Source organism: Microcoleus sp. T3_A4 (genome assembly GCF_036700465.1).
Taxonomy (GTDB): Bacteria; Cyanobacteriota; Cyanobacteriia; order Cyanobacteriales; family Microcoleaceae; genus Microcoleus.
In genome coordinates, this window is record NZ_JAUBOY010000017.1 from 13399 (window position 1) to 35165 (window position 21767).

Consider the following 21767-nt stretch of genomic DNA (forward strand, 5'->3'; position numbering starts at 1 on the left):
GCCATCAACCTCGATACCAAAACGCAAAATAACTAAATAAAAAGCATTATGTTTCATGAATACCTGTATCACGAAGTCTGCAACCTGCGCGAGAAACTAGCTCACCTAGAAAGAGAAACGCAGTCTCAAACCTGGTTCAAAAAGCTGCAAGCGCTGATGGGAGTTATTAGCAAAATTCGTGAATCCCTAGACTTAGAAACAATATTCAAAATCACAGCCACCGAAGTTCGGCAACTCCTAAATGCCGATCGAGTCGCCGTCTACCGCTTTCTTCCCGAATCCGAATGGAATGAAGGCGAAGTAGTGTCCGAAGACGTACTGCCCCAATACAGCCCATCTTTGGGAGCAAGAGTCCGCGACTACTGTTTCGGCGAACAATTTGCCGCCAACTATGCCAAAGGATACGTTCAAGCAGTCACGGACATTTACAAAGCCCGGTTGAGTCCTTGTCACCTCAAAATCCTCAAGCGATTTCAAATCCGAGCCAACTTAGTCGTACCCCTACTGCAAGGGCAACACCTGTGGGGATTGCTGTGCATTCACTCCTGCGGTCAACCCCGCCAGTGGCAAGAAGACGAAATCGAATTTGCCAGACAAGTAGGCGACCATTTAGCAGTTGCCATCCACCAAGCCGAACTGCACTTGCAAACCCAGAGGCAAATAGCACAAATCGAAGCGGCACAGCAGAAACTCCGCGACAGCGAGCAAAAATATCACCAAATTCTCGATTCGATCGCCGATATGGTATTAGTCAAAGGCCCCAAATCCAAAATTGTTTGGGCAAATCAAGCATTCCGCGACTATTACGGCATGACTCAAGAGGAGCTTCAAGACATCGTAGACGCACCTTTCGCCGATACCGACAATACTCTCCAGTACATCAAAGATGACGCCTTCGTCTTTGAAACCGGACAGACTCTGCAAATTTCCGAAGAACCGGTGACGCGCTACGACGGAGAAGTGCGGCTGTTCAGCACTGTCAAAACACCCATCCGCAACGCAGACGGCCAAATCGTCATGACTGTCGGCGTCTCCCGCGATATGACGGAACGCAAAAAAGCAGAAGAAGCCGTCCAAGCCAGCGAAAGCAAATACCGCAGCCTGGTAGAAACCTCCCAAGACATGATTTGGTCGGTCGATGCCATCGGGCGCTACACCTTCGTCAACCCAGCAGTTAAGTACATCTACGGTTACGAACCAGAAGAAATGATCGGTCGGCCGTTCTCCGACTTTGTGACACCAGAACAAAGCCAGAAAGATTTAGAAGTTTTCGCCCGGTTGTTTGCCGGAGAATCACTTTTCCAGTACGAAACCACCCAAATCGCCAAAGACGGCAGCATGAAACATTTAATGTTTAACGCCCTTGCCCTCTACGACGAAACCGGAAACTTCCTCGGCACCACCGGTACAGCCACCGACATTACCGATCGCAAGCGCGCAGAAGCAGCCTTACAACACGCCAACGCAGAACTAGAGCGCAGAGTAGAAGCACGCACGGCCGAACTGCGCCAGACTTTTGCCGCCCTCACGGCCAGCGAAACCAAGTTTCGGACGATCGCGGCCACCATGCCCGGAGCTCTGTTCCAATTTTGCAACCGTGACGGAGTTTGGCGCATTGACTACATGAGCGATCGCATCGAATATATCAGTGGCGTCACAGCAGCAGAAATGATGCGAGACATGAATACATTCATTTCCCGCGTCCACCCTGAAGACTTGGAAAGCTACATCGCCTCCGTCAACGAAGCCGTAGAAAACCTCTCCCTGTGGCACTACGAAGGGCGGTTAGTCAAGCCCGACGGTGAGATTCGCTGGTGGCAGGGCGACTCCATGCCCACCCGCAGCGAGAACGGCGAAATCGTATTTTGCGGGGTATTATTCGACATTACCGATCGCAAAGTTGCCGAAACCGCCATCCGCAATAGCCAGCGGCAGCTACAAGAAGCCCAGAGACTCGCCCACGTCGGCAATTGGGAACTCGACGCAGCCACCGAAACCCTCACTTGGTCGGAAGAACTTTTTCGCATCTTCGGACTCGAACCGGCCCCCATCGCGCCCAACCTAGCCGAACAGGTCGCTCTGATTCATCCAGAAGATTTGGAATTGTGGCAAACTCAAGTGCAGCGGGGACTCGCAACAGGCATCCCTTTTGATTTTGACTTTCGCCTTTACCGTCCCGACGGCATCTTGCGACACGTGAACGCCGTTGGCCAAGCGGAAACCGATGTGAACGGCAAGGTGGTAAAACTGTTCGGTACGGTGATCGATATTACCGATCGCAAAGCCGCCGAAGCAGCACTGCGGCAAGCAGCAGTCGAGTTAGAAGACAGAGTGAGCGAGCGCACGGCCGAACTTTCCCAAGCAGTCACCCAATTAGAACAAGAAATTGGCGATCGCAAACAGGCAGAAGCAGCGCTGCAAGTTTCCGAGCAAAACCTGCGAACCATATTTAACAATGTCTACGATGCTATCTTCATTCACGATTTAGAAGGAAATATTCTCGATGTCAATAATCGAATGTTAGAAATGTACGGAGTGAGCCAGGAACAAGCAACAAAATTATCAACTAAAAATGACTATTCAAGTGGCGACAATCCCATTGAACAAATGGAAGAACTTTGGGAAAGAGTATTAGCCGGCGAAACAGGTCGCGTGGAATGGAAAGCAAGGCGTCCCAACGACCGTTCAACTTTTGATGCAGAAATTGCCCTGTCCCGAATTCATCTCAACGGCAATCTCAGGGTCATTGCCAACGTCCGAGATATTAGCGATCGCAAACAGGCAGAAGCAGAACTGCAACAGGCTCAACAGTTTATGGAATCTGTGCTCAACACCATACCCGTAGGAGTATTTGCCAAAGAAGCAGAAGACTTGCGATTTGTACTGTGGAACCCGGCGGCCCAAGAGTTGCTCGGTTTCAGTGAAGCAGAAGTTAGGGGCAAAAATGATTACGACTTTTTCCCCAGAGAACAAGCCGAGTTTTTTACCGCCAAAGACCGGGAAGCCCTCGCCAGCGGGCAAATTGTAGACATTCCCGAAGAACTGATTCAAACAAGAGAAGGCGATACTCGCATATTTCATACGAAGAAAACCGCAATACTCGATGCTGATGGCAAACCGCAATATCTATTAGCTGTCACCGAAGACATTACCGATCGCAAGCGGGGAGAAATTGCCTTGAGACGATCGGAAGCCCGACTCAGACAGCAGGCCGATCGAGAAAAATTGCTCAACAGTCTCACCGCTCAAATTCGCAATTCCCTCGATTTCGACAGCATCATTGCTGTCGCCGTCCAAGAAATTCGCGCTTTCCTGCAGATCGATCGCTGCAATTTTGCCTGGTATCGTGGCGACGGGGAGGATGCTTTCTGGGAAATTATTAAAGAATCTCGCCTCCCCGAACTTCCCGATTTAATAGGTTGCTATCAAGCTTCCGACTTAGGTTCTATGGGAGAAAAACTCTTGCATATGGAAATGCTGCTGGTGGATGATGTCGAAACAGTGCCAGATCATGTTTGGAGAAAGTCTCTTAACTCTCTGGGCTACCGATCTGTGTTGGCAATTCCGATACAGGCACTTTCGGGAGTAGTGAGCGTTGTTACCTGCGCCCACTCCGCTGCTGTGCGACCCTGGAGTGAGGGCGAAGTAGAATTATTGCAAGCAGTTACAGTTCAATTGGCGATCGCTCTCAACCAAGCCGATCTTTACGCCCAAACTCGCAATAAAGCTCGCGAATTAGAGAAAACTTTGCAGAAATTAACCAGCACTCAATCGCAGTTAATTCAAAATGAAAAAATGTCAAGTCTCGGTCAACTTGTGGCAGGAGTCGCCCACGAAATCAACAACCCAGTTAACTTTATTTACGGCAATCTCAGCCACGCCAACGACTATACCCAAGACTTGCTACACCTGATCGAACTTTACCAAAACTACTATCCCGATCCAGTCGCGGAAATTCAAGAGGAAGTAGACAATATTGAACTCGACTTTCTGATGAAAGACTTGCCAAAGTTGCTTTCTTCAATGAAAGTCGGTGCCGACAGAATTCAACAAATTGTTGCTTCTCTCCGCACATTTTCCCGCATGGACGAAGCCGAAATGAAAGCCGTCAACATCCACGAGGGCATAGATAGCACCCTGATGATTTTGCAGCACCGGCTCAAAGCTAAACACAATCATCCCGAAATTGAGGTGATTAAAGAATACGCTCAACTGCCCTTAGTAGAATGTTATGCCGGACAGTTAAATCAAGTATTTATGAACATCTTGAGCAATGCTTTGGATGCTTTGGAAGAACGGGATCTGCGCCGTTCTGCTGAGGAAATGCGGCAAAAGCCCAGCAACATCCGCATCCGCACTGAAATATCGCCAGCGGGCAAAGTAATCATTCGGATTGCTGACAACGGGCCGGGAATACCGGAGACTGTCGGCACTCGGCTTTTTGACCCGTTTTTTACCACTAAACCTGTCGGTAAAGGCACTGGGATGGGCTTGTCAATTAGCTATCAAATTGTTACAGACAGACACAACGGGTCGCTGAAATGCACTTCTTCGCCGGGACAGGGTACAGAATTGGCGATCGAGATTCCCCTCAAAGCTAATTGTTAATAGGGAATTGGTAAGTTGTAATTGGCAATTGGCAATTGCGAAAGCGTTACTGTGCGTCAGTTGTGTAATTTTAAACCAGATAAAATCCGGTAGCATAGTCGGGCGTAAAATCCACTCAATACTCAACAATCACGGACGCTACAAGCGGAATTGAACTCATACCAATTTACTATGAAGCTGCATTTAATATAACGCTAAGGATATAGTTCCAACCAAAAAGACATCAGCCTCATTTAGTGTATCTTCATAGTGAATTGGCATCACTCATCTGCGTTAATCTGTGTTAATCTGCCCTCATCTGCGGTTTAAAAAAGAGAATGTATTAACCGCCGATGACAAGGGATTAAGGCGGATTACCACAGAGGAAGAATTCCGATCCTAACAGATGTGATATCATCACCTAAAATCTAATTTGGATGCACCATTTATTCCCTGGTGCATCAGTTTTGAGATTAGGAGTTTGTAGCAAAAATGTCTTCACGGGGTGAGGCACCCTTTACCAATCTGTACCTCAATCAGTCCATAATTGCTATATTACCCAGATTTATCAAGATTTCTGTCACGGCAGAACTTTCCAAAGGTTTAGAAAACCAATATCCCTGAGCTAATTCGCAGTCGAGTTCTCGAAGCTGTGCTAACTGTTCGGCTGTCTCTACACCTTCGGCGATCGCATTTAATCCCAAATTGTGAGCCAAAGTTACGATCGCCCGCACAATCTGCAAAGGCTGACCCCCGTGGTCACCGTTTTCGACAGCCCCCAAGCGGCTCACAAAAGATCGATCGATCTTCAGTGTATCCAGCGGAAAACGGTGCAAGTAACTCAAAGACGAATAGCCAGTACCGAAATCGTCGATCGACAATCGAATATTTCTACCTTTTAATTCGGCTAGCACAATATTGGCTTTCTTGACATTTTCCACGATCGCACTTTCAGTAATCTCCAATTTTAAACAGCTCGGATCGCAGCCAGTTTCTGCTAAAATCTCATCGATTTCCTCGATTAAATTCGGCATACCTAACTGTTTAGGAGAGAGATTGACGCTCATTGTTAATTGCGAAGGAGCAATAATTGGTAATTTAAAATTTGGAATTGGTACCTGGGAAGTTGTACTGAACGTAGCCGAAGAGTTGGTAATTGGGAATTGGGAATTGGTAATAGATGAGTGGAAATCGCTAATCGGGAATTGGTAACAGGGAATTGGTAATTTTTTACTGATTCTTTCTTCCCTGTGACCGATACTGGGGGTACGGTCAGTAAAAGTTCCGTGTTCCTCATGCCCTGTATCTGTTACATCACTAAACTCCCCTACATTGCCCGTTGCCATCTTCCCTGTTGTTACCCTGAGCGAAATCGAAGCGCCTTCTTCCTTCTTGTTACCCTCAGCGACTTGCCCTGAGTGCAGCCGAAGCGAGTCGAAGGGCATTGTTCCAACTTCCATTGGACTTCTTCCCTGTTGCTCGGTTAACATTTCTTGCCAAATCCGCAATTGCTGACAAGCTTCCCGCAACACCCAGGCTCCCAGAGGCACGATCAAACCTGTTTCTTCAGCTACAGGGATAAAAGTAGACGGCGGAACTAGACCCCGAACAGGGTGGTGCCAGCGCACCAAGGCCTCAAAACCTTCGAGCGCACCGCTGGCGATCGAAACAATCGGTTGGTAGTGCACAATAAAGTGCGAACGTTGATCCTTGCTCTCTCCTAATTCCTCCTTGCCCAAAATAGCCAACCGCAGGTCAGTTTCTAACTGCAACAGCGACATAGTTTGGTCGTGCATTGCCAAATTAAACACTTCGTGACGGGCCTTACCCAAAGCTTTAGCGCGGTACATAGCGATGTCAGCATCGCGTAGGAATTCTTCCGGGTGAGTGTACTGATTCGATTCGCCACTGGCGGTGACTTCGCCTCGACTGAAAACAATGCCAATGCTAGCGGTGGTAAATACTTCGTGCCCTTCGAGATGAAACGGCTTCGTCAGTTCTTTTTGGATCTTTTTAGCTGCGAGGGTGGCGTCGCTGAGGCTCTGAATGTGATCTAGCAGGATGGTGAATTCGTCTCCCCCCAGTCGGGCGACGGTATCAGAAACCCGGACGCAGGTTTGCAGTCGCTGGGCGAGGGCGATTAGCAGTTTGTCTCCTAAAACGTGTCCTAAAGAATCATTAACTACTTTGAAGCGGTCTAAATCTAGGAAAAGTAAACCAAATTTGTAATCGGGGGACTGATTGGATCGGCGGATGGCTTGTCCTAGCCTGTCGATGAACAAAACCCGGTTGGGCAAACCCGTCAGCGCATCGTGAAAAGCGCCGTGCAGCAGTTGCCGTTCTACTCGCTTGCGCTCGGTGACATCTCGGATAATAATCTGGCCGGCCGTCGAGCCTTGATAAATAGCGGGGATGCCGGCCATTTCAACGTCTATTATTTGTCCGTCGAGCCGCATCAGTTTTTGTTCGGCAAGGTCGAGTGGCTGATTTTCTATCTCGACTAGCCGAATGCGCTCTGTGGCTATTTGCACATAGTTTGGATGGACGAAATGCAATATGGGAAAGCCAATCAGCGCTTCGGGAGAACTCGCACCGAGGAGTTTTGCGCCGGCAGCATTGATGTAGGCGATTTTCCCTTGACTGTGAACGGCGATCGCTTCGGGAGATAGTTCTACTAAACGGCGATAGCGTTCTTCACTTTCTTTGAGAGATACTATCAATTCGCATCGCTCTTTTTCAGCTTGCTGGCGTTCGACTTCCATTTGGTGAACCGCCAGAATTTTACCAATACTTTGAGCCATCAATTCTATAATTTCTATTTCCTCGTACTTGAACTTTCTTTTTTTTATTTCTGGCGAACTAAAACTTAACGTACCGTAAGTTTGATTGTTAACAAATATCGGCGTTCCGATGTAAGATTCCGACTGGCAGTTCCGATAAGCCGGATGTTCGCGCATCTCAATATCTGCTCCTATATGAGAATACGCAACTGTTTTGTTAAGTTTAATGACTGCGGCGCAGTAAGTATCGCCGAGGTTCAATTCTAAGCCTCGCACGAAGTATTCTAAATCGCTTTTCGCTGCTCGAACAATAAAAGTCTCGTTGTCAACTTCAGCCATGATGCCCATAGAAAGTCCAAACATCAAACAGCCCGCTGTTAGATAATCGTCAACCCGTTCTTCAAAGTTTTGATAATGATAAGTTGTAATCCGGTGCAAGTGTTTGAGATTAGCGCTAAAAGCTGCTAAAGCTTGAGAATTTAAAAATAATTCTTCTTCCGAACGCTGGCGGTCGGTAATGTCTGTTTGCACTCCAATAAAGTGGGTTAAGTGTCGCCGCGAGTTGTAAACCGGAGCGATCGACAGTTCGTGCCAAAAAGGCGTGCCGTCTTTCCGAAAGTTGCGTAATATAACTTGAGATTCTCTGCCTTCTTCAATCGCAATTCGCAATTCTTTGGCAGCGGGGCTGTCAGTGTCTGTACCCTGCAAAAATCGGCAATTTTTTCCCATTAACTCGTCTCTGCGATAACCCGTAATCCGCTCAAAACTGGGATTGACATAAATAATCGGATTATCTGCAACGGTTGCGTCGGTGATTGCAATGCCGTTGCTGCAACTTTCGATCGCCCGTTCCATCATTTGTAAGCGCTCTTGCGATATAATGCGCTCGATCGCCGCAGCTAACACGTTGGCGATCGCTTCTACAAAATAAACGTCATCTTGACTGAAAACCCGCCCTTGACTGGTATGAACTCCCAAAATACCCCAGGCAGGGGAGGATGAACTGTTCGCTGGTTCTGCTTGTCCCCAGTTCCTCCCCAGTCCCCGATTGCCGGGAATAATTACAGTGACGCCGCTGACTGCCCGATGGTTATGCAGTAGCGGCAACTCGCTAAAGCGCGTTTCCACCCGCAAATCTTCGACGATCGTTGGTTCGCCCACTAGCAATGTGTAACCTGCTTGCGATCGGGGAGAAGCGGCAACAGTAGCGCTGCCGACGAGGCCCGGCTGCCAGCCAACCCCCGCTCGCAGCATAAAAGCATGACCAGAGGGCAACAGTTCTAACACCTGGCAATAATCAACGTCCAGGGTTTGAGCAATTAAAACCGCAGCTTTGTCCATCAGTGCGGACAAATCTGTTTCGGCCAGGGCCTGCTGCCCCAAGTAAGCGACGGCCGCTTGCTGGCGGGCTCGCGAGTGGATTGACGTGAGCAATTCTTGCTCCTTGGCGGCCACTCGCTTCCGATCCGTAATGTCGGTGAACACCGACAGAACAGCTTTCCCCGACACCAATGTCAGATACCGCATCGATACACTCGCCCAAAACAGGGTGCCGTCAGCTTTTTTAAGCCGGACTTCTGTCTCGCGGACGTGTCCGTTGCGGGCGAGCCGCAACAGCAATTCCTGGCGCTCTGCAGGTTTGTGGTAGAGCATTTCAGCTTTGTGGCGGTCGATCGACTTGAATCCTGTGAACCCGAAAGCCTGACGACATAAATCGTTACTATAAAGAATTGTGCCGTCCGCCAGACTGCTCACGACCAGGGGTATTGGCATCGAGTTGGCGATCGTCAGCAGTAATTCTTTGGTTCCTTGCAGCTCTTTGTACAAGTCTGGCTTGGAGGCCCAGGCGTGACAGTTTTCAGAGTTTTCAGGGATAAAACTTTCCATTGTTTAATCGATCCATTAGCAGGACAACTTTTTTAAACTTGTGGTCAATCAATACTGCAGACGGTTTTTAATTAGCAGTCGTAGAATAAAAGTTTCAAGGCGATTCGCCCATCGAGCTACCAACGGAAAATCAAGGGTTTCAAACTACGAACTAAAAACAGTCCAGATTATTGGTAAATGACGATTTCAGATGCAGAGGACGATCTACAGTAGCCCACAACACATTAATCTTAACCAGAACTATGCAACTGAAGGCCCCTAAACTGCTCGGCTGAAGTTTGATACCCTGCTCTCCCCTTAAAGACCACATCTGTCTTTGGTATGACAATCTACTGTTTTTAAAGTTGCGTTAAGTTTTGATAAGAGCGAGGTACTTTACCCAATGTGCAGCGGAAGCTCCTAATCTAAAAAGTAAAGTCACCTACTTGCCAACCACCGAATACTATCCGAGGAGAGAGGAGAAATGCTTGAATCATACCGCCGTACCATTGCCGAACGGGCCGCTTTGGGAATTCCACCGCTGCCGCTAGACGCCCAGCAAACGTCGGAACTGTGTGAACTGCTGAAAAATCCGCCGGCTGGAGAAGAAGAAACCTTAATAGAATTATTGCGCGATCGCGTCCCGCCCGGAGTAGACAGCGCCGCCTACGTCAAAGCTGGTTTTTTAACTGGCATTGCTAAAGGCGAAATCCACAGCCCCCTAATTGCTCCCAAATGGGCAGTTTACCTGCTGGGGACAATGATGGGCGGTTACAACGTCCAATCTTTAATCGATTTGCTCAACCCCACTGCCGAAATCGCCATTCCCGCCACCGCCGCCCGGGCACTGAGCAAAACGTTGTTAGTATTCGACGCTTTCCACGACGTTATAGCTTTGTCTGATACCAATCCCTACGCCAAGCAGGTAGTCGATTCTTGGGCGGATGCCGAGTGGTTTACAGGCCGTCCTGTATTGCCAGAAGCGATTACCGTTACAGTCTTCAAAGTTCCTGGAGAAACCAATACTGACGACTTGTCGCCTGCACCTCATGCTACCACGCGGCCGGACATTCCCCTACACGCTTTGGCGATGCTGGAAAGTAAGATGCCTGGGGCTTTACAAACCATTGCAGAATTGAAGCAAAAAGGTCATCCCGTAGCCTATGTTGGTGATGTTGTCGGTACGGGTTCGTCACGGAAATCGGCGATTAATTCCGTGCTCTGGCACATTGGCAATGATATTCCGTTTGTGCCGAACAAACGCAGTGGCGGTTATATTTTAGGAGGTGCGATCGCCCCGATATTCTTCAATACCGCTGAAGATTCCGGTGCATTGCCGATCGAATGCGATGTCTCCAAAATGGAAACAGGAATGGTAATTACCATCCATCCCTACAAAGGCGAAATCACCAACGAAGCCGGAGAAATTATCTCCACATTCACCCTCAAACCTGACACAATTCTAGACGAAGTTCGCGCAGGTGGCCGAATTCCGCTATTAATTGGACGCACTTTAACCGACAAAACCCGCGCAGCTTTAGGACTAGCACCTAGCACTATTTTTACCCGTCCTACAATCCCAGTAGATACGGGCAAAGGCTTCACTTTAGCACAAAAAATGGTAGGCAAAGCTTGCGGTTTGTCAGGCGTTCGTCCCGGTACATCTTGCGAACCAGTAATGACAACAGTCGGCTCGCAAGATACCACCGGACCAATGACTCGGGACGAATTGAAAGAACTTGCTTGTTTGGGATTTAGCGCTGATTTGGTTATTCAAAGTTTCTGCCACACCGCCGCTTATCCAAAACCAGTTGATGTCAAAACTCACCATGAATTGCCCGATTTCATGGCAGAGCGCGCCGGCATAGCTTTGCGGCCGGGAGACGGCATTATTCACTCTTGGCTGAACCGAATGTTATTGCCAGATACAGTGGGAACTGGCGGCGATTCTCACACTCGTTTTCCCCTGGGAATTTCCTTTCCTGCAGGTTCGGGATTGGTGGCATTTGCTGCTGCCTTGGGCGTCATGCCTTTGGATATGCCGGAATCGGTATTAGTGCGGTTTAAAGGCGAATTGCAGCCGGGAGTAACGCTGCGGGATGTTGTGAATGCAATTCCCTATGTGGCAATTCAAAAAGGTTTGCTGACAGTCTCGAAACAGAACAAGAAAAACATCTTTTCTGGACGGATTATGGAGATTGAAGGTTTGCCCGATTTGAAGGTAGAGCAGGCTTTTGAATTGACCGATGCGTCGGCCGAGCGTTCTTGCGCCGGATGCACGATTAAATTGAGCGTGGAGACTGTTTCCGAGTACATTCGCTCCAATGTCGCGCTGCTGAAAAATATGGTGGCGCGGGGCTATCAAGATGCGCGGACGATGATGCGCCGGGTGGCGAAGATGGAGGAATGGCTGGCTAATCCGGTGCTGATGGAGGCGGATGCTGATGCGGAATACGTTGAAATCATCGAAATCGATCTGAACGAGATTAAAGAGCCAATTGTGGCTGCTCCGAATGACCCGGATAATGTTAAGTTGTTGAGTGACGTTGCGGGCGATCGGGTTGACGAAGTATTTGTCGGTTCCTGCATGACAAATATCGGTCACTACCGCGCCACAGCGAAGGTATTGGAAGGTGCAGGGGAAGTGAAAACTCGCCTGTGGATTTGTCCGCCAACTCGCATGGACGAACAGCAACTCAAAGAAGAAGGTTATTACAGCATTTTTGGGGCCGCTGGAGCGCGTACAGAAATGCCCGGTTGCAGTCTTTGTATGGGCAATCAAGCGCGGGTTAAAGATGCGACAACGGTTTTTTCAACTTCTACTCGTAACTTTAACAACCGCATGGGCAAAGATGCTCAAGTTTATCTCGGTTCGGCAGAACTGGCTGCTGTTTGTTCGCTGTTAGGTCGCATTCCTACAGTCCAAGAATACAATGACATTGTGTCGAAGAGAATCGATCCTTTTGCTGGTGATTTGTATCGCTATTTGAATTTCGATCAAATTGCTGGTTTTGAGGATGAAGGGCGAGTGATTGCTTTGGAAGATATGCCTCGAATTGAGGATATTTTGGGGATTCCTGATGGTGTGTTGAGCAAGTAATATCATCGAAGCTGACTCAGATGGTTATTTTGAACCGCAGATAAACGCAGATGTACGCAGATGAATTAATTTTATCTGCGTACATTTCTGTTCATCCGCTGAGATCTGCGGTTCAAGAATTGTCCATAATCTGGATGAATCATCCCCGTCTTTTGTTTACAATATAAGTAGAGTCGAACTCTATCGCCAATCTCTAATTCCCATCCAGGATATCGACCTGCCAATTCCTATAAATCCGATTGAGGAGAAAAAAAGTATGTCTGAACGAGATTTAATCACTGAAAACCCAGAGACACCAACTTCAGCGCCAGCAATTCGCATTGGTAATGAAATGGTAGAGTTTCTCAGTGTAATTCAGCAAACTCCGAGAGAATATTGGCCTAATTTGCTTAAAATGATGAGGTTATTTCTGGAAACTGTGACAGTTAAGCCAGGATTGTCGAAACCCGCCGAGACACCTGAAAATGTAGATTTTACTAAAGTGTCGAAGGAGGGAAGTATCAACAGAAATCAAGCTATGACCAGAGCAATGCGAGCGGGGCTAAAGGAAGGAAATGAGGATAACGAAAAACCAGAAATTATCGATCCTTTACAGCAGCACGAAGCTCTGAGCAAGCTGTTACAGTCTTGGGTAGATGATGGAGATGAACAGGAGCAAACAGAAACCGCTGAAGTTCTCCGCAAGGCACTAGAAGAAAGCCCCGTGCATATATAAGAGCATTCCATGAGCAGAATAGTGTTGTTAGATTCGGGGCCATTAGGAATTGTTACAAATCCAAAAGCCGACTCTCCTTTATATCAAGAGGGCCAACTTTGGCTGCAATCTTTGCCACTGAAAGGTTACATTGTCATGCTTCCTGAAATTGCTGACTATGAGGTGAGGCGCGAATTAATTCGTGCAGGTAAAACGGCAGGTATTAGACGACTCGATCAACTTAAATCGCAAATCCCCTACCGTCCTTTGACTACCGAGGTAATGCTTTTAGCGGCTCAGTTGTGGGCACAAGCGAGAATGAGAGGAAGACCAACCGCAGAAGCCAATGCACTTGACGGTGATGTGATTTTGGCGGCGCAAGCAATATTGGAGGCAAGTGAAGGCCATGAGGTGGTAATTGCTACAACAAATGTGGGGCATTTGTCGCAATTTGTTGATGCTCGCGAGTGGCGGCTAATTGAGTAATCTTTAAATCCATCGCACTTAGCCAATCCCTGCTATACTTTGAACTACAGATATTTTTACAGACACCGTTGGCGAGATAAACAGGATGGTGGAAACAGTGGAGACAAGCGAAAAAATTGACGATCGCACACAAACCCGCTACTGGGGTCAAGTTACAGTCATAGACGCGGGCGATCGTTATAAGATCAATCGCATTGAAGTCAAGCCGGGGCATCACATCAGCACCCAAATGCACTATCACCGCAGCGAGCACTGGGTTGTCGTCTCCGGTACCGCTAAAGTTATCTGCGACGACAAAGAGACGATTCTCATGCAGAAACAGTCAACCTACGTTCCCATGAATACTGCTCACCGCGTAGAAAATCCAGGCGTTATTCCCCTGGTGATGATTGAAATCCAAAATGGTGAATACCTCGGCGATGATGACATTATCCGTTTCGCCCAAGATGCTCACGAGGCAGATTGATCCTAGATCCAAATATGAACCAATCGCAGACGCCTGGGAAAAGGTTCGCACACCGAACAATGACCTACGCTACGCAGCGACCGGAAACAAGATAAATCCTACAATTAAAAACTTAGGGGCAATTTCACAATTGCCCCTACCTTATTATATTAACTTTGTTAAGCACCAGAATTTGATATAGCAATTGGCGATCGTCCTACGGCAAAGAAGCGTTTTTCAAATCTACATTTGCCATATTGGCATTCTTTAAATTAGCACCTGTCAAGTCCGAACCGTTCAAATTTGCACCGTTCAAATTTGCATTGGTCAAATTTGCATCCCGCAAGTTGACTCCCTGTACGTCTATTCCCGCCAAACTGCCACCTCTGAGGCTGACATTAGATAAATTCGCTAGAGACTGGCGAGCATTTCTCAGGTTCGCACCCGCCAAATTGGCGCTTTCTAAATTAGCGCCGATTAAATTAGCGCTGGTGAGGTTGGTATTTTTCAAAGTGGCAATCACTAAACCCGCCAGACTCAGATTAGCGCGGCTCAAATCAGCACCCTCCAAATTAGCCCCGTGCATTTTAGCCCCAATTAAACTCGCACCTTGCAATTTAGCTTGTGTCAGATTTGCTTCGTTCAGCTTGGCTTCGTCCAAATTTGCACCGTTCAAATTTGCACCTCTGAGATTCGCACCGCTCAAATCTGCCCCGCTCAGATCCATACCAGCAAGCTGCGCTCCTGTCAAGTCACATTGGCTACATTTTTTAGTTTCTAATAGTTGCTTGACGTGGGATACGTTTTCTGCCTTTACTCCCGATGCCAAACCCATCGCAATCAGCAGCCCTGTTGTTGTTAAAATTCCAAGTTTCATATACCCACCCTCAGCAATATCTCTCTTTTAATAATATCCCACATCATTAAAGAGGTTAGGGTGATCAGTCTCTTTGATAAACTGTGACAATCATCACCCTATTGTGCACAAACTATGCAATAATTATTGACGTTTCAACTCCTAGAAATTCTTGTAAAGAATTATTGCTTTTTCAGGAACCAAAAAGGAAAAGATTGCGTCGGTTCGAGACGGACGCCGGTAATGCTGTTCTGAGCAAAAGTATAGTCCTTATCTTGCCAAAGAGGGATGAAAGGTACATCTTGACCCAGTATGTCTTGAATTTCGCCAAATAGGGCTTTGCGGGTTTCAGGGTTTGTTTCTTTGCGCTCCTTGTCGATCAGTTGATTTACCCGATCGCTATAATAAAACGAACCCTGACTTTGACTTTGACCCTTGGAGCAGCCCCCCGCCTCGGAACCTGTCGCACAATCTAAAAACGGGTGGATGTAATTGTCAGCGTCAAAAAAGTCGGCGGACCAATCCACTAAAACCGCAGGATAAATTCCCTTCTCTATGTTTTGGAACAAAGTCGGAGATTCCACGCTGTTAATTTCTACCTTCATTATCCCGTCCATTTTGAGTTTAGCTTGCGCCTCCATCATGCTCACCACTAAAGCTCGTTTTGTGGAAGCCGAAGCATACCAAATTGGCAGAACGAAAGGATTGGTGGCCGAGTATCCCGCTTTCGTTAAAAGTTCCTTAGCCTTTGTAGTGTTGGCATCACCGTAGAGTTCTTTAAAAACTGGTTTTTGAACGTCGAAGTTTGTGGGAATCAGACTGTAAAGCGGTTGTGCTTGTCCCCGCAGTACGCGCTCGTTAATCACCGGGCGATCCATCACTGCTGCGATAGCCTGTCTGACTTCTAACTTGTCCAGCGGTTTAGACTTGGTATTCAGCGTTATGTAATTAACCGTACTGCTTTCCCCCGCGATTTCCTGCCATTTCCCTTTTTTTGCTCCCTCGTCCAAGCTTTGAACTTGGTCTGCATCCAGAGACAAATAAGCCACATCAACGGCACCAGTCTGAAAAGTATTGAACAAATTTGACGAACTAGAAAGCAGCAAAATGTCAATTCCTTGATTAACCGGCTTTTCCCCCCAATACTTTTCAAACACGTCAAACTTGAGAGAATCGCTGCCGTACTTGGCCAGCTTGTAACGTCCAGTTCCCACGAACGTATCGGGTTTAAATTTACCCTGTCCAATCTCGTATGCTTTCGGAGAAACAGCACACATACCGGAAAATGTCAACAGGGAAGGAAAAGCAGAAAAAGGCTTTTTGAGTTGAAAAGTTAATTCGTATTCGCCCGTGGCTTTTACCGATTCTACTGCATCGCTCAACAACATAGCCGGACTGCCACCATTTTTGATAAACCGCTGCAAGGAAAATTCCATTGCAGCGGCGTTAAACGGTGTGTCGTCGTGAAAAATAACTCCTTGACGCAAGGGGATTGTATATGTCAATCCGTCTTGGCTAACTTTTGGCATTGCTGTCGCTAAATGCGGGATTAACTTTGTAGTTCCAGACTCGTAGGTGTAGAGAGTGTCGCCCAAATTTCGCAGCAATTGTCCTGATAAGGTTTCGTAACCGTCCGCAGGATCGATCGTCCGCAATTTCAAGGTTGTGCCAATAGTAACGCGGTTATTAGCATTTTCGCCGCTCGCAGTCACCGATCGACGTGATCCCTGTCCGCAACTTGCAGTTAACAAGCAGCACAGACAGAACAGAGCTATAGCTTTAATCACTGAAGGTTTTATAAATATTTTAGGCTGCAGCTTGTTGATTCTCATCGTCTTTTTTTGACACTCCAAATTACTGATTATATTATCAGGACTTACGCACTCTTAGACTAGAAACCGGATTTATTGATAGATTCTCCTTTAATGCAAATATCGCTGCCTAACCAGAGCAACTTAAAAGCTTGGTGATGTTCGATCGGCTTGAACTCGATCGCATCAATCCTTAGAGCTTGCTGGGCGATGACTGTTATTGCTAAGAAGCGCGGCGATCGTCTTAATTAATTTATCCGGTTCGATCGGCTTTGCCAGATGTCGGTGAAATCCAGCTTGCAAAGCTTGCTGTTGATTAAACTCACCCGCATAGGCAGTCAGGGCGATCGCGGGAATCTGCCCACCCCGTTCTGGCGGCAGGGCTCGCACTTGCCGCAACAGCATATAGCCATCCATCCCCGGCATTCCAATGTCGCTCAAAAGGACATCTGGCTGGAAATTAGTCAACGCTGTGACGGCTTCTTGAGGGACAGCAACAGTCAGTACCTCTGCACCTGCATCTTCTAGCAAAAAGGAAATCAACTCTCGCATATCCGGCTCATCATCTACCACAAGTATCCGCATCCCGGATAACGGTTCATCCGCAGTCGATCGTTCCGAAAGTCTTGCAAGAGAGTTTTCTTGTCTTACCTTCCCTGATAGAGGCAGTCTTACGGTAAAGGTTGCCCCTAACCCTTCACCCTGGCTCTGGGCCCCAACGGTACCGCCGTGAAGTTCCACTAGATGCCGCACGATCGCCAGCCCCAATCCCAAGCCACCAAAGTTGCGGGTTGTAGCGCCATCTTTTTGCCGGAAGTAGTCAAACACGTAGGGTAAAAACTCCCGTGCGATGCCAATCCCTGTATCAGCCACAGTAATTTGAGCGTGATTGCCAACACGAGTCAAATTCACCTCAACGCGCCCCCCGGTTGAGGTGAATTTGACCGCATTGGAAACAAGATTCCAGACAATTTGCTGCAAACGGCCCGAATCCCCCAAAATCTGTCCAATCTGAGGATCTAACGCAGTCCGAATATCAATGGATTTAGCAACAGCAGCCAAATTAACAGTTTCGATCGCCGATTCCACAGTTAAAGCTAAATCGACTGGACGAATATTAAGACTGAGCTTGCCTTGGAGAATTTTCGAGACATCAAGTAAATCTTCAATCAATTCAGTTTGCAGCTTGGCATTGCGTTCGATCGTCGCTAACGCCTGTGCAGTTTTGGCCGCATCCAGCTTGCCAGTTTGCAGCAGCTTTGTCCACCCCAGGATGGGATTGAGGGGCGATCGCAATTCATGGGATAGTACCGCTAAAAACTCATCCTTGATCCGATTTGCCTGTCTTAGCTGTTCCGCTTGCTGCTGGAGTGAATCGTTCAGATTTGCCCGTTCCAGAGCGATCGCGATTTGGTCACAGGTCGATCGCAGCAGATCGATTTCAGCAGGCGTAAAGTCCGTCCGAGTCAAACTGCCAAATGAGAGCGTTCCTAATAACCGCCCTTGAGCGATTAACGGTTGACCCGCGTAAGCCGTGAGGCCCATTTCACAGACGGCTTTAGCATTCGGATGAGTGGAAAGTTGGGCTTGATTAAAGACAACTTGCTGCTGCGTTTGGGCAACCAGTCCACAGAGATATTCCCCTAATTCGATCCATGCCATCGCCTGCGCTGTTTCTTCAGAGATGCCATCGTAGTTTCTCAAATGCAGCATCGGGTGGTTGTCTTTTTCTTCCACCATGAAGTTGTAGTAACAGTGCAGATCGAGTTGCACTGCAAGTTTGCGGAATAGCGCGTGCATCAACGCCAGAGGCTGTTCTGTATTCAATAGATCGCGGGTAGTTTCATACAGCAATTGCAGTCGCTCACTTGCTTCCCGTTGTGCGGTCTTGTCCTGCATGATTTTGACAAATCCCTGCAAAGAATTCGCTTCATTAAGCAGGGGCATCATCAATCCACTCGCCCAAAAGTGATTCCCATCTTTGCGAACGTGCCAGCGTTCGTCTTCGGCCCGTCCTTGCAGTAGAGCCGTTTGCCTCTGGTACTCGGCTTGTCCTTGTTCGTTATCTGCAGGTGTGAAAATCATCCGACTGGAGCAACCAATTGCTTCTGTCTCGGTATAGCCCAACAGCCGTTCTGCCCCTGAGTTCCAACTGGCAATGATGCCGTTAAGGTCGAGGGTGAAGATGGCATAATCTTTGGCGCTTTCAAAGATCAGACGGAGGCGGGATTCACTCTCGCGCAACGCTTCCTCAGCTTGTTTGTGGTCTTCAATATCAACACAGGAGCCGATGTAGCCCAAGAACTCACCTTCCAATCCGTAACGAGGAACAGCTTCATCCATCACCCAACGGTATATGCCATCAAAGCGTTTCAAACGATATTCCATCTTGAACGGTTGACGGGCATCAAAGCTAGTCACATAGGTGTCTAAACAGCGCTCAAAGTCGTCGGGGTGGACTCCTTCTGCCCAGCCATTACCCCTTTCTTGCTCGATCGTCCGTCCGGTAAAGTTGAGCCACGGGAGGTTGAAGTAATAACAGAGTTTATCGGTGCCCGACATCCAAATCAGCACAGGGGCGGCATCTGCCATCAGCCGGAACCTTGCCTCACTCTCCCGTAGTGTGGCTTCGGCTTGTTTGCGATCGGTGATATCGTTGACCAGTGCTACAAACCCTTCAACTTTTCCCTGGCTATTGAAGCGGGGAACATAGGTCGCATTGACATAACGGGTTACACCATCTTTGTAGGGAATTTGGGTTTCAAAGGTCACTTCCTGTCCTGCCAAGACTTGCTCAACATAAGGACGAATCCCTTCATACCCAGTTTCGCCTAAAACCTCTTGAAGGTGCTTGCCATAGATTTGCGCTGCCGGATGTCCAAACCATTCTTCATATGCTCGATTGTTGAAGCGATAGCACTGACCTGAGTCTACAAAGGAAATCAAGGCAGGCACGGCATTGGTGACTAAACGAAGTTCTGCTTCTCGTTGTTGCAATACCTCCTCCGCCAGTTGTTGATCGGTGACATTTCGGAAATAAATGGTAATCCCCTTCGCGGCAGGGTAGGTGCGAACGTCATACCACCGATCGTGATCGGGATAAAACGCCGTGACTGACAAAGCCACGCGCTCGTTTGCCACGCGCCGATAAACCCGCTCAAACTCGCTGCCATTGAGTCCGGGGAATTCTTCCCACACATTCTTGCCAATCAGATCGCCTGCAGTGCGGTCTAGCAGAATTTCCGCTGACCGATTCACGTAAGTGAAATGCCAATTCTCATCAAGGGAAAAGAATCCATCATCAATGCTCTCTAGAATGTTCCGACTGTGCTCTTCGCTTTGACGCAACGCTTCTTCGGCTTGTTTACGATCGCTGATGTCGATTAATACGCCCCGCGTCGAAATTATGATGCCCTCAGCGTTGTAGGCGCAATCGCCCTTTGCCAAAATCCAACGAACGGTGCCATCTGCCCACAGCGTCCGATACTCAATTTCAGTATGCGCTTGATTCGTTTTTAGCTCAGTGAGGACGGTGTGAACGAATGGGCGATCGTCGTGATGCACGGCTTCTAAAAACACCTGCATCGACATTGCCGTATTGACGGGTAAACCAAACATCGCTTTGGCTATGTCCGTCAAACTCAGGGTGTCTGTTTCCATATCCCAATACCACAAACCCAAATTGCCGCCTTCGGAAGCCAGTCGGAGCTGTTCTTCGCTCTCACGCAACGCCTGGAATGATCGATCGCGCTCGAAGACGATGCTGGCAACTTGGGTGCCGAACTCCGCAAGTTTATGTTCCCAATCAGTCGGCATCCGCGCCTCGCTAAAGCACAGCATCAGCGACCCCATAGGTAGATTGTCGTGCCTGAACACGGGCTGAGAATGACAGGCTAGAATGCCATGAGCCACGCATAAATTTCGCCATGCTTGCGACCAGCGATCGTCCTTGGCAATGTCGGCGCAGGTCACTGGCTGACCGCTATACACTGCTTCGCCGCAGGTTCCAATGCACAAATCGTTAATCGGAGCATCTTGAAGTCCTTCAGCAAAAGATGGTGGAAAGTCTGGAGTAATGGATCTGTTAAAAGTTAACCGCTGAGCATCCGCTAGCAGGAAGCCCGCGCGGGTACCCGGATTCAGCCTGGATACTGAGTCACACACTGCTGCCAGACAGTCGTCGAGTGGCTGTCCGAAGGCGATCGACTCCAGCAGTCGTTTCTGCTCGATTAGGAGGAGTTCTGCCTGTTTGCGATCGGTAATGTCAGCAAGCAAAACGGTCACTCCACTGGGGGAAGGGTAAATTCGATGGTCATGCCAACCCTTCCAAGGTGAGTACAGATAATCAAACTGGAGTGGCGTTTGTTCGCGCATTGCCCGATGAAACTGCACATAAGCATCGGTGTCAACGGCAGCGGGAAATAACTCCCAAACGTTCTGACCCAGAATCGCTGACCGCGGCATTCCAACCATTTCACAGTAGCGATCGTTGGCATAGGTGTAGCGCCAATCGCGATCGAGGATGTAAAACCCATCGTTGATGCTAGAAAGTACCGTTTCTAGCTGTTCTTGTGCCTCAATCGCCGCAGTTTGTGCTACTTGGCCCCGAACCTGGGCTTTTTGTTCTAGGAACCTTGCCTCCTGTAAATTTTGCAAGGCTGCTTTCGCATTTTTTAGAGCATTGCGCCACGATAAACTGAGTGAAGCGCTCAATGCTGCGGCGATCGAAAACATACCGATCCGAACAATTGTCTCTACATTAGCGATCTGTAAGGAATAGAATGGCTCAATAAAAAAATAGTTGATTGCCAGCGTCGATAAAATTGTTGCCAGAAGCCCAGCCCCGAAACTGCCATACCAGGAACTCACCATCACCGCGATGAAAAACAGGGGCATCGTGGTTGGGTAGAGCCACGGTAAAAGCGATCGGGTTAGCCCCAGTGCCAGAACCACGGAGAGAATCGCCACACCATAGGGAAGTAGTCGAATATCTCTGAAAATGCTGTTGATTCCCTCTACACTCACCCTTTTTACTCCTTATCCGAAAAATATCTTGCTCGCTGTGCCTTACTGCATTCGCCGTTGCATCTGGCGAATCACCTAACTCATCCAGCAAGATGTAAATTTGCTTGGGTGGCAAGC

At 48.2% G+C, this 21767-nt stretch carries 9 protein-coding genes; 5 read left to right on the forward strand and 4 right to left on the reverse strand.

The window, feature by feature from the left end:
• The first annotated feature begins 48 nt into the window (after positions 1–48).
• Positions 49–4608 carry a PAS domain S-box protein gene (locus tag QUA07_RS11460; RefSeq protein WP_333325066.1) on the forward strand — a complete coding sequence of 1520 codons (4560 nt, stop codon included), beginning with the start codon at positions 49–51 and terminating at the stop codon, positions 4606–4608.
• Positions 4609–5123: 515 nt separating this feature from the next.
• On the opposite strand, the gene QUA07_RS11465 is transcribed toward QUA07_RS11460, so the two are convergent.
• Positions 5124–9254 (reverse strand): EAL domain-containing protein, encoded by a 4131-nt coding sequence (locus QUA07_RS11465; protein WP_333325070.1) that lies wholly within the window; start codon positions 9252–9254, stop codon positions 5124–5126.
• A 463-nt stretch (positions 9255–9717) separates the two neighbouring features.
• Here QUA07_RS11465 and acnB point away from each other — a divergent pair, with 463 nt between their 5' ends.
• The 4 genes from acnB (at position 9718) to QUA07_RS11485 (ending at position 13979) form a co-directional block, all read left to right on the forward strand.
• Positions 9718–12333 carry a bifunctional aconitate hydratase 2/2-methylisocitrate dehydratase gene (acnB, locus tag QUA07_RS11470; RefSeq protein ID WP_333325073.1) on the forward strand — a complete coding sequence of 872 codons (2616 nt, stop codon included), beginning with the start codon at positions 9718–9720 and terminating at the stop codon, positions 12331–12333.
• A gap of 256 nt (positions 12334–12589) precedes the next feature.
• Positions 12590–13048 carry a hypothetical protein gene (locus tag QUA07_RS11475; protein WP_333325076.1) on the forward strand — a complete coding sequence of 153 codons (459 nt, stop codon included), beginning with the start codon at positions 12590–12592 and terminating at the stop codon, positions 13046–13048.
• A 9-nt stretch (positions 13049–13057) separates the two neighbouring features.
• Positions 13058–13513, forward strand: coding sequence for a nucleic acid-binding protein (locus tag QUA07_RS11480; RefSeq protein WP_333325079.1), 456 nt, complete (start codon positions 13058–13060; stop codon positions 13511–13513).
• 85 nt (positions 13514–13598) lie between these two features.
• On the forward strand, positions 13599–13979 hold the full coding sequence (locus tag QUA07_RS11485) for a cupin domain-containing protein (RefSeq protein ID WP_445242800.1): 381 nt from the start codon (positions 13599–13601) through the stop codon (positions 13977–13979).
• A gap of 196 nt (positions 13980–14175) precedes the next feature.
• Here QUA07_RS11485 and QUA07_RS11490 read toward each other — a convergent pair whose 3' ends face one another.
• The 3 genes from QUA07_RS11490 to QUA07_RS11500 form a co-directional block, all read right to left on the reverse strand.
• On the reverse strand, positions 14176–14835 hold the full coding sequence (locus QUA07_RS11490; protein ID WP_333325082.1) for a pentapeptide repeat-containing protein: 660 nt from the start codon (positions 14833–14835) through the stop codon (positions 14176–14178).
• Positions 14836–14996: 161 nt separating this feature from the next.
• Complete coding sequence (locus tag QUA07_RS11495) at positions 14997–16646, reverse strand: ABC transporter substrate-binding protein (RefSeq protein WP_333325084.1); 1650 nt, start codon at positions 16644–16646, stop codon at positions 14997–14999.
• Between the two features lie 165 nt (positions 16647–16811).
• Positions 16812–21650, reverse strand: a complete 4839-nt coding sequence (locus tag QUA07_RS11500; RefSeq protein WP_333325087.1) for a PAS domain S-box protein — start codon at positions 21648–21650, stop codon at positions 16812–16814.
• Positions 21651–21767 lie beyond the last annotated feature (117 nt).

Excerpts from the sequence above, each read along its gene's own strand:
- QUA07_RS11460 (WP_333325066.1), top strand. The coding sequence starts at position 49 with ATGTTTCATGAATACCTGTATCACGAAGTCTGCAACCTGCGCGAGAAA.
- QUA07_RS11465 (WP_333325070.1), bottom strand. The coding sequence starts at position 9,254 with ATGGAAAGTTTTATCCCTGAAAACTCTGAAAACTGTCACGCCTGGGCC.
- acnB (WP_333325073.1), top strand. The coding sequence starts at position 9,718 with ATGCTTGAATCATACCGCCGTACCATTGCCGAACGGGCCGCTTTGGGA.
- QUA07_RS11475 (WP_333325076.1), top strand. The coding sequence starts at position 12,590 with ATGTCTGAACGAGATTTAATCACTGAAAACCCAGAGACACCAACTTCA.
- QUA07_RS11480 (WP_333325079.1), top strand. The coding sequence starts at position 13,058 with ATGAGCAGAATAGTGTTGTTAGATTCGGGGCCATTAGGAATTGTTACA.
- QUA07_RS11485 (WP_445242800.1), top strand. The coding sequence starts at position 13,599 with ATGGTGGAAACAGTGGAGACAAGCGAAAAAATTGACGATCGCACACAA.
- QUA07_RS11490 (WP_333325082.1), bottom strand. The coding sequence starts at position 14,835 with ATGAAACTTGGAATTTTAACAACAACAGGGCTGCTGATTGCGATGGGT.
- QUA07_RS11495 (WP_333325084.1), bottom strand. The coding sequence starts at position 16,646 with ATGAGAATCAACAAGCTGCAGCCTAAAATATTTATAAAACCTTCAGTG.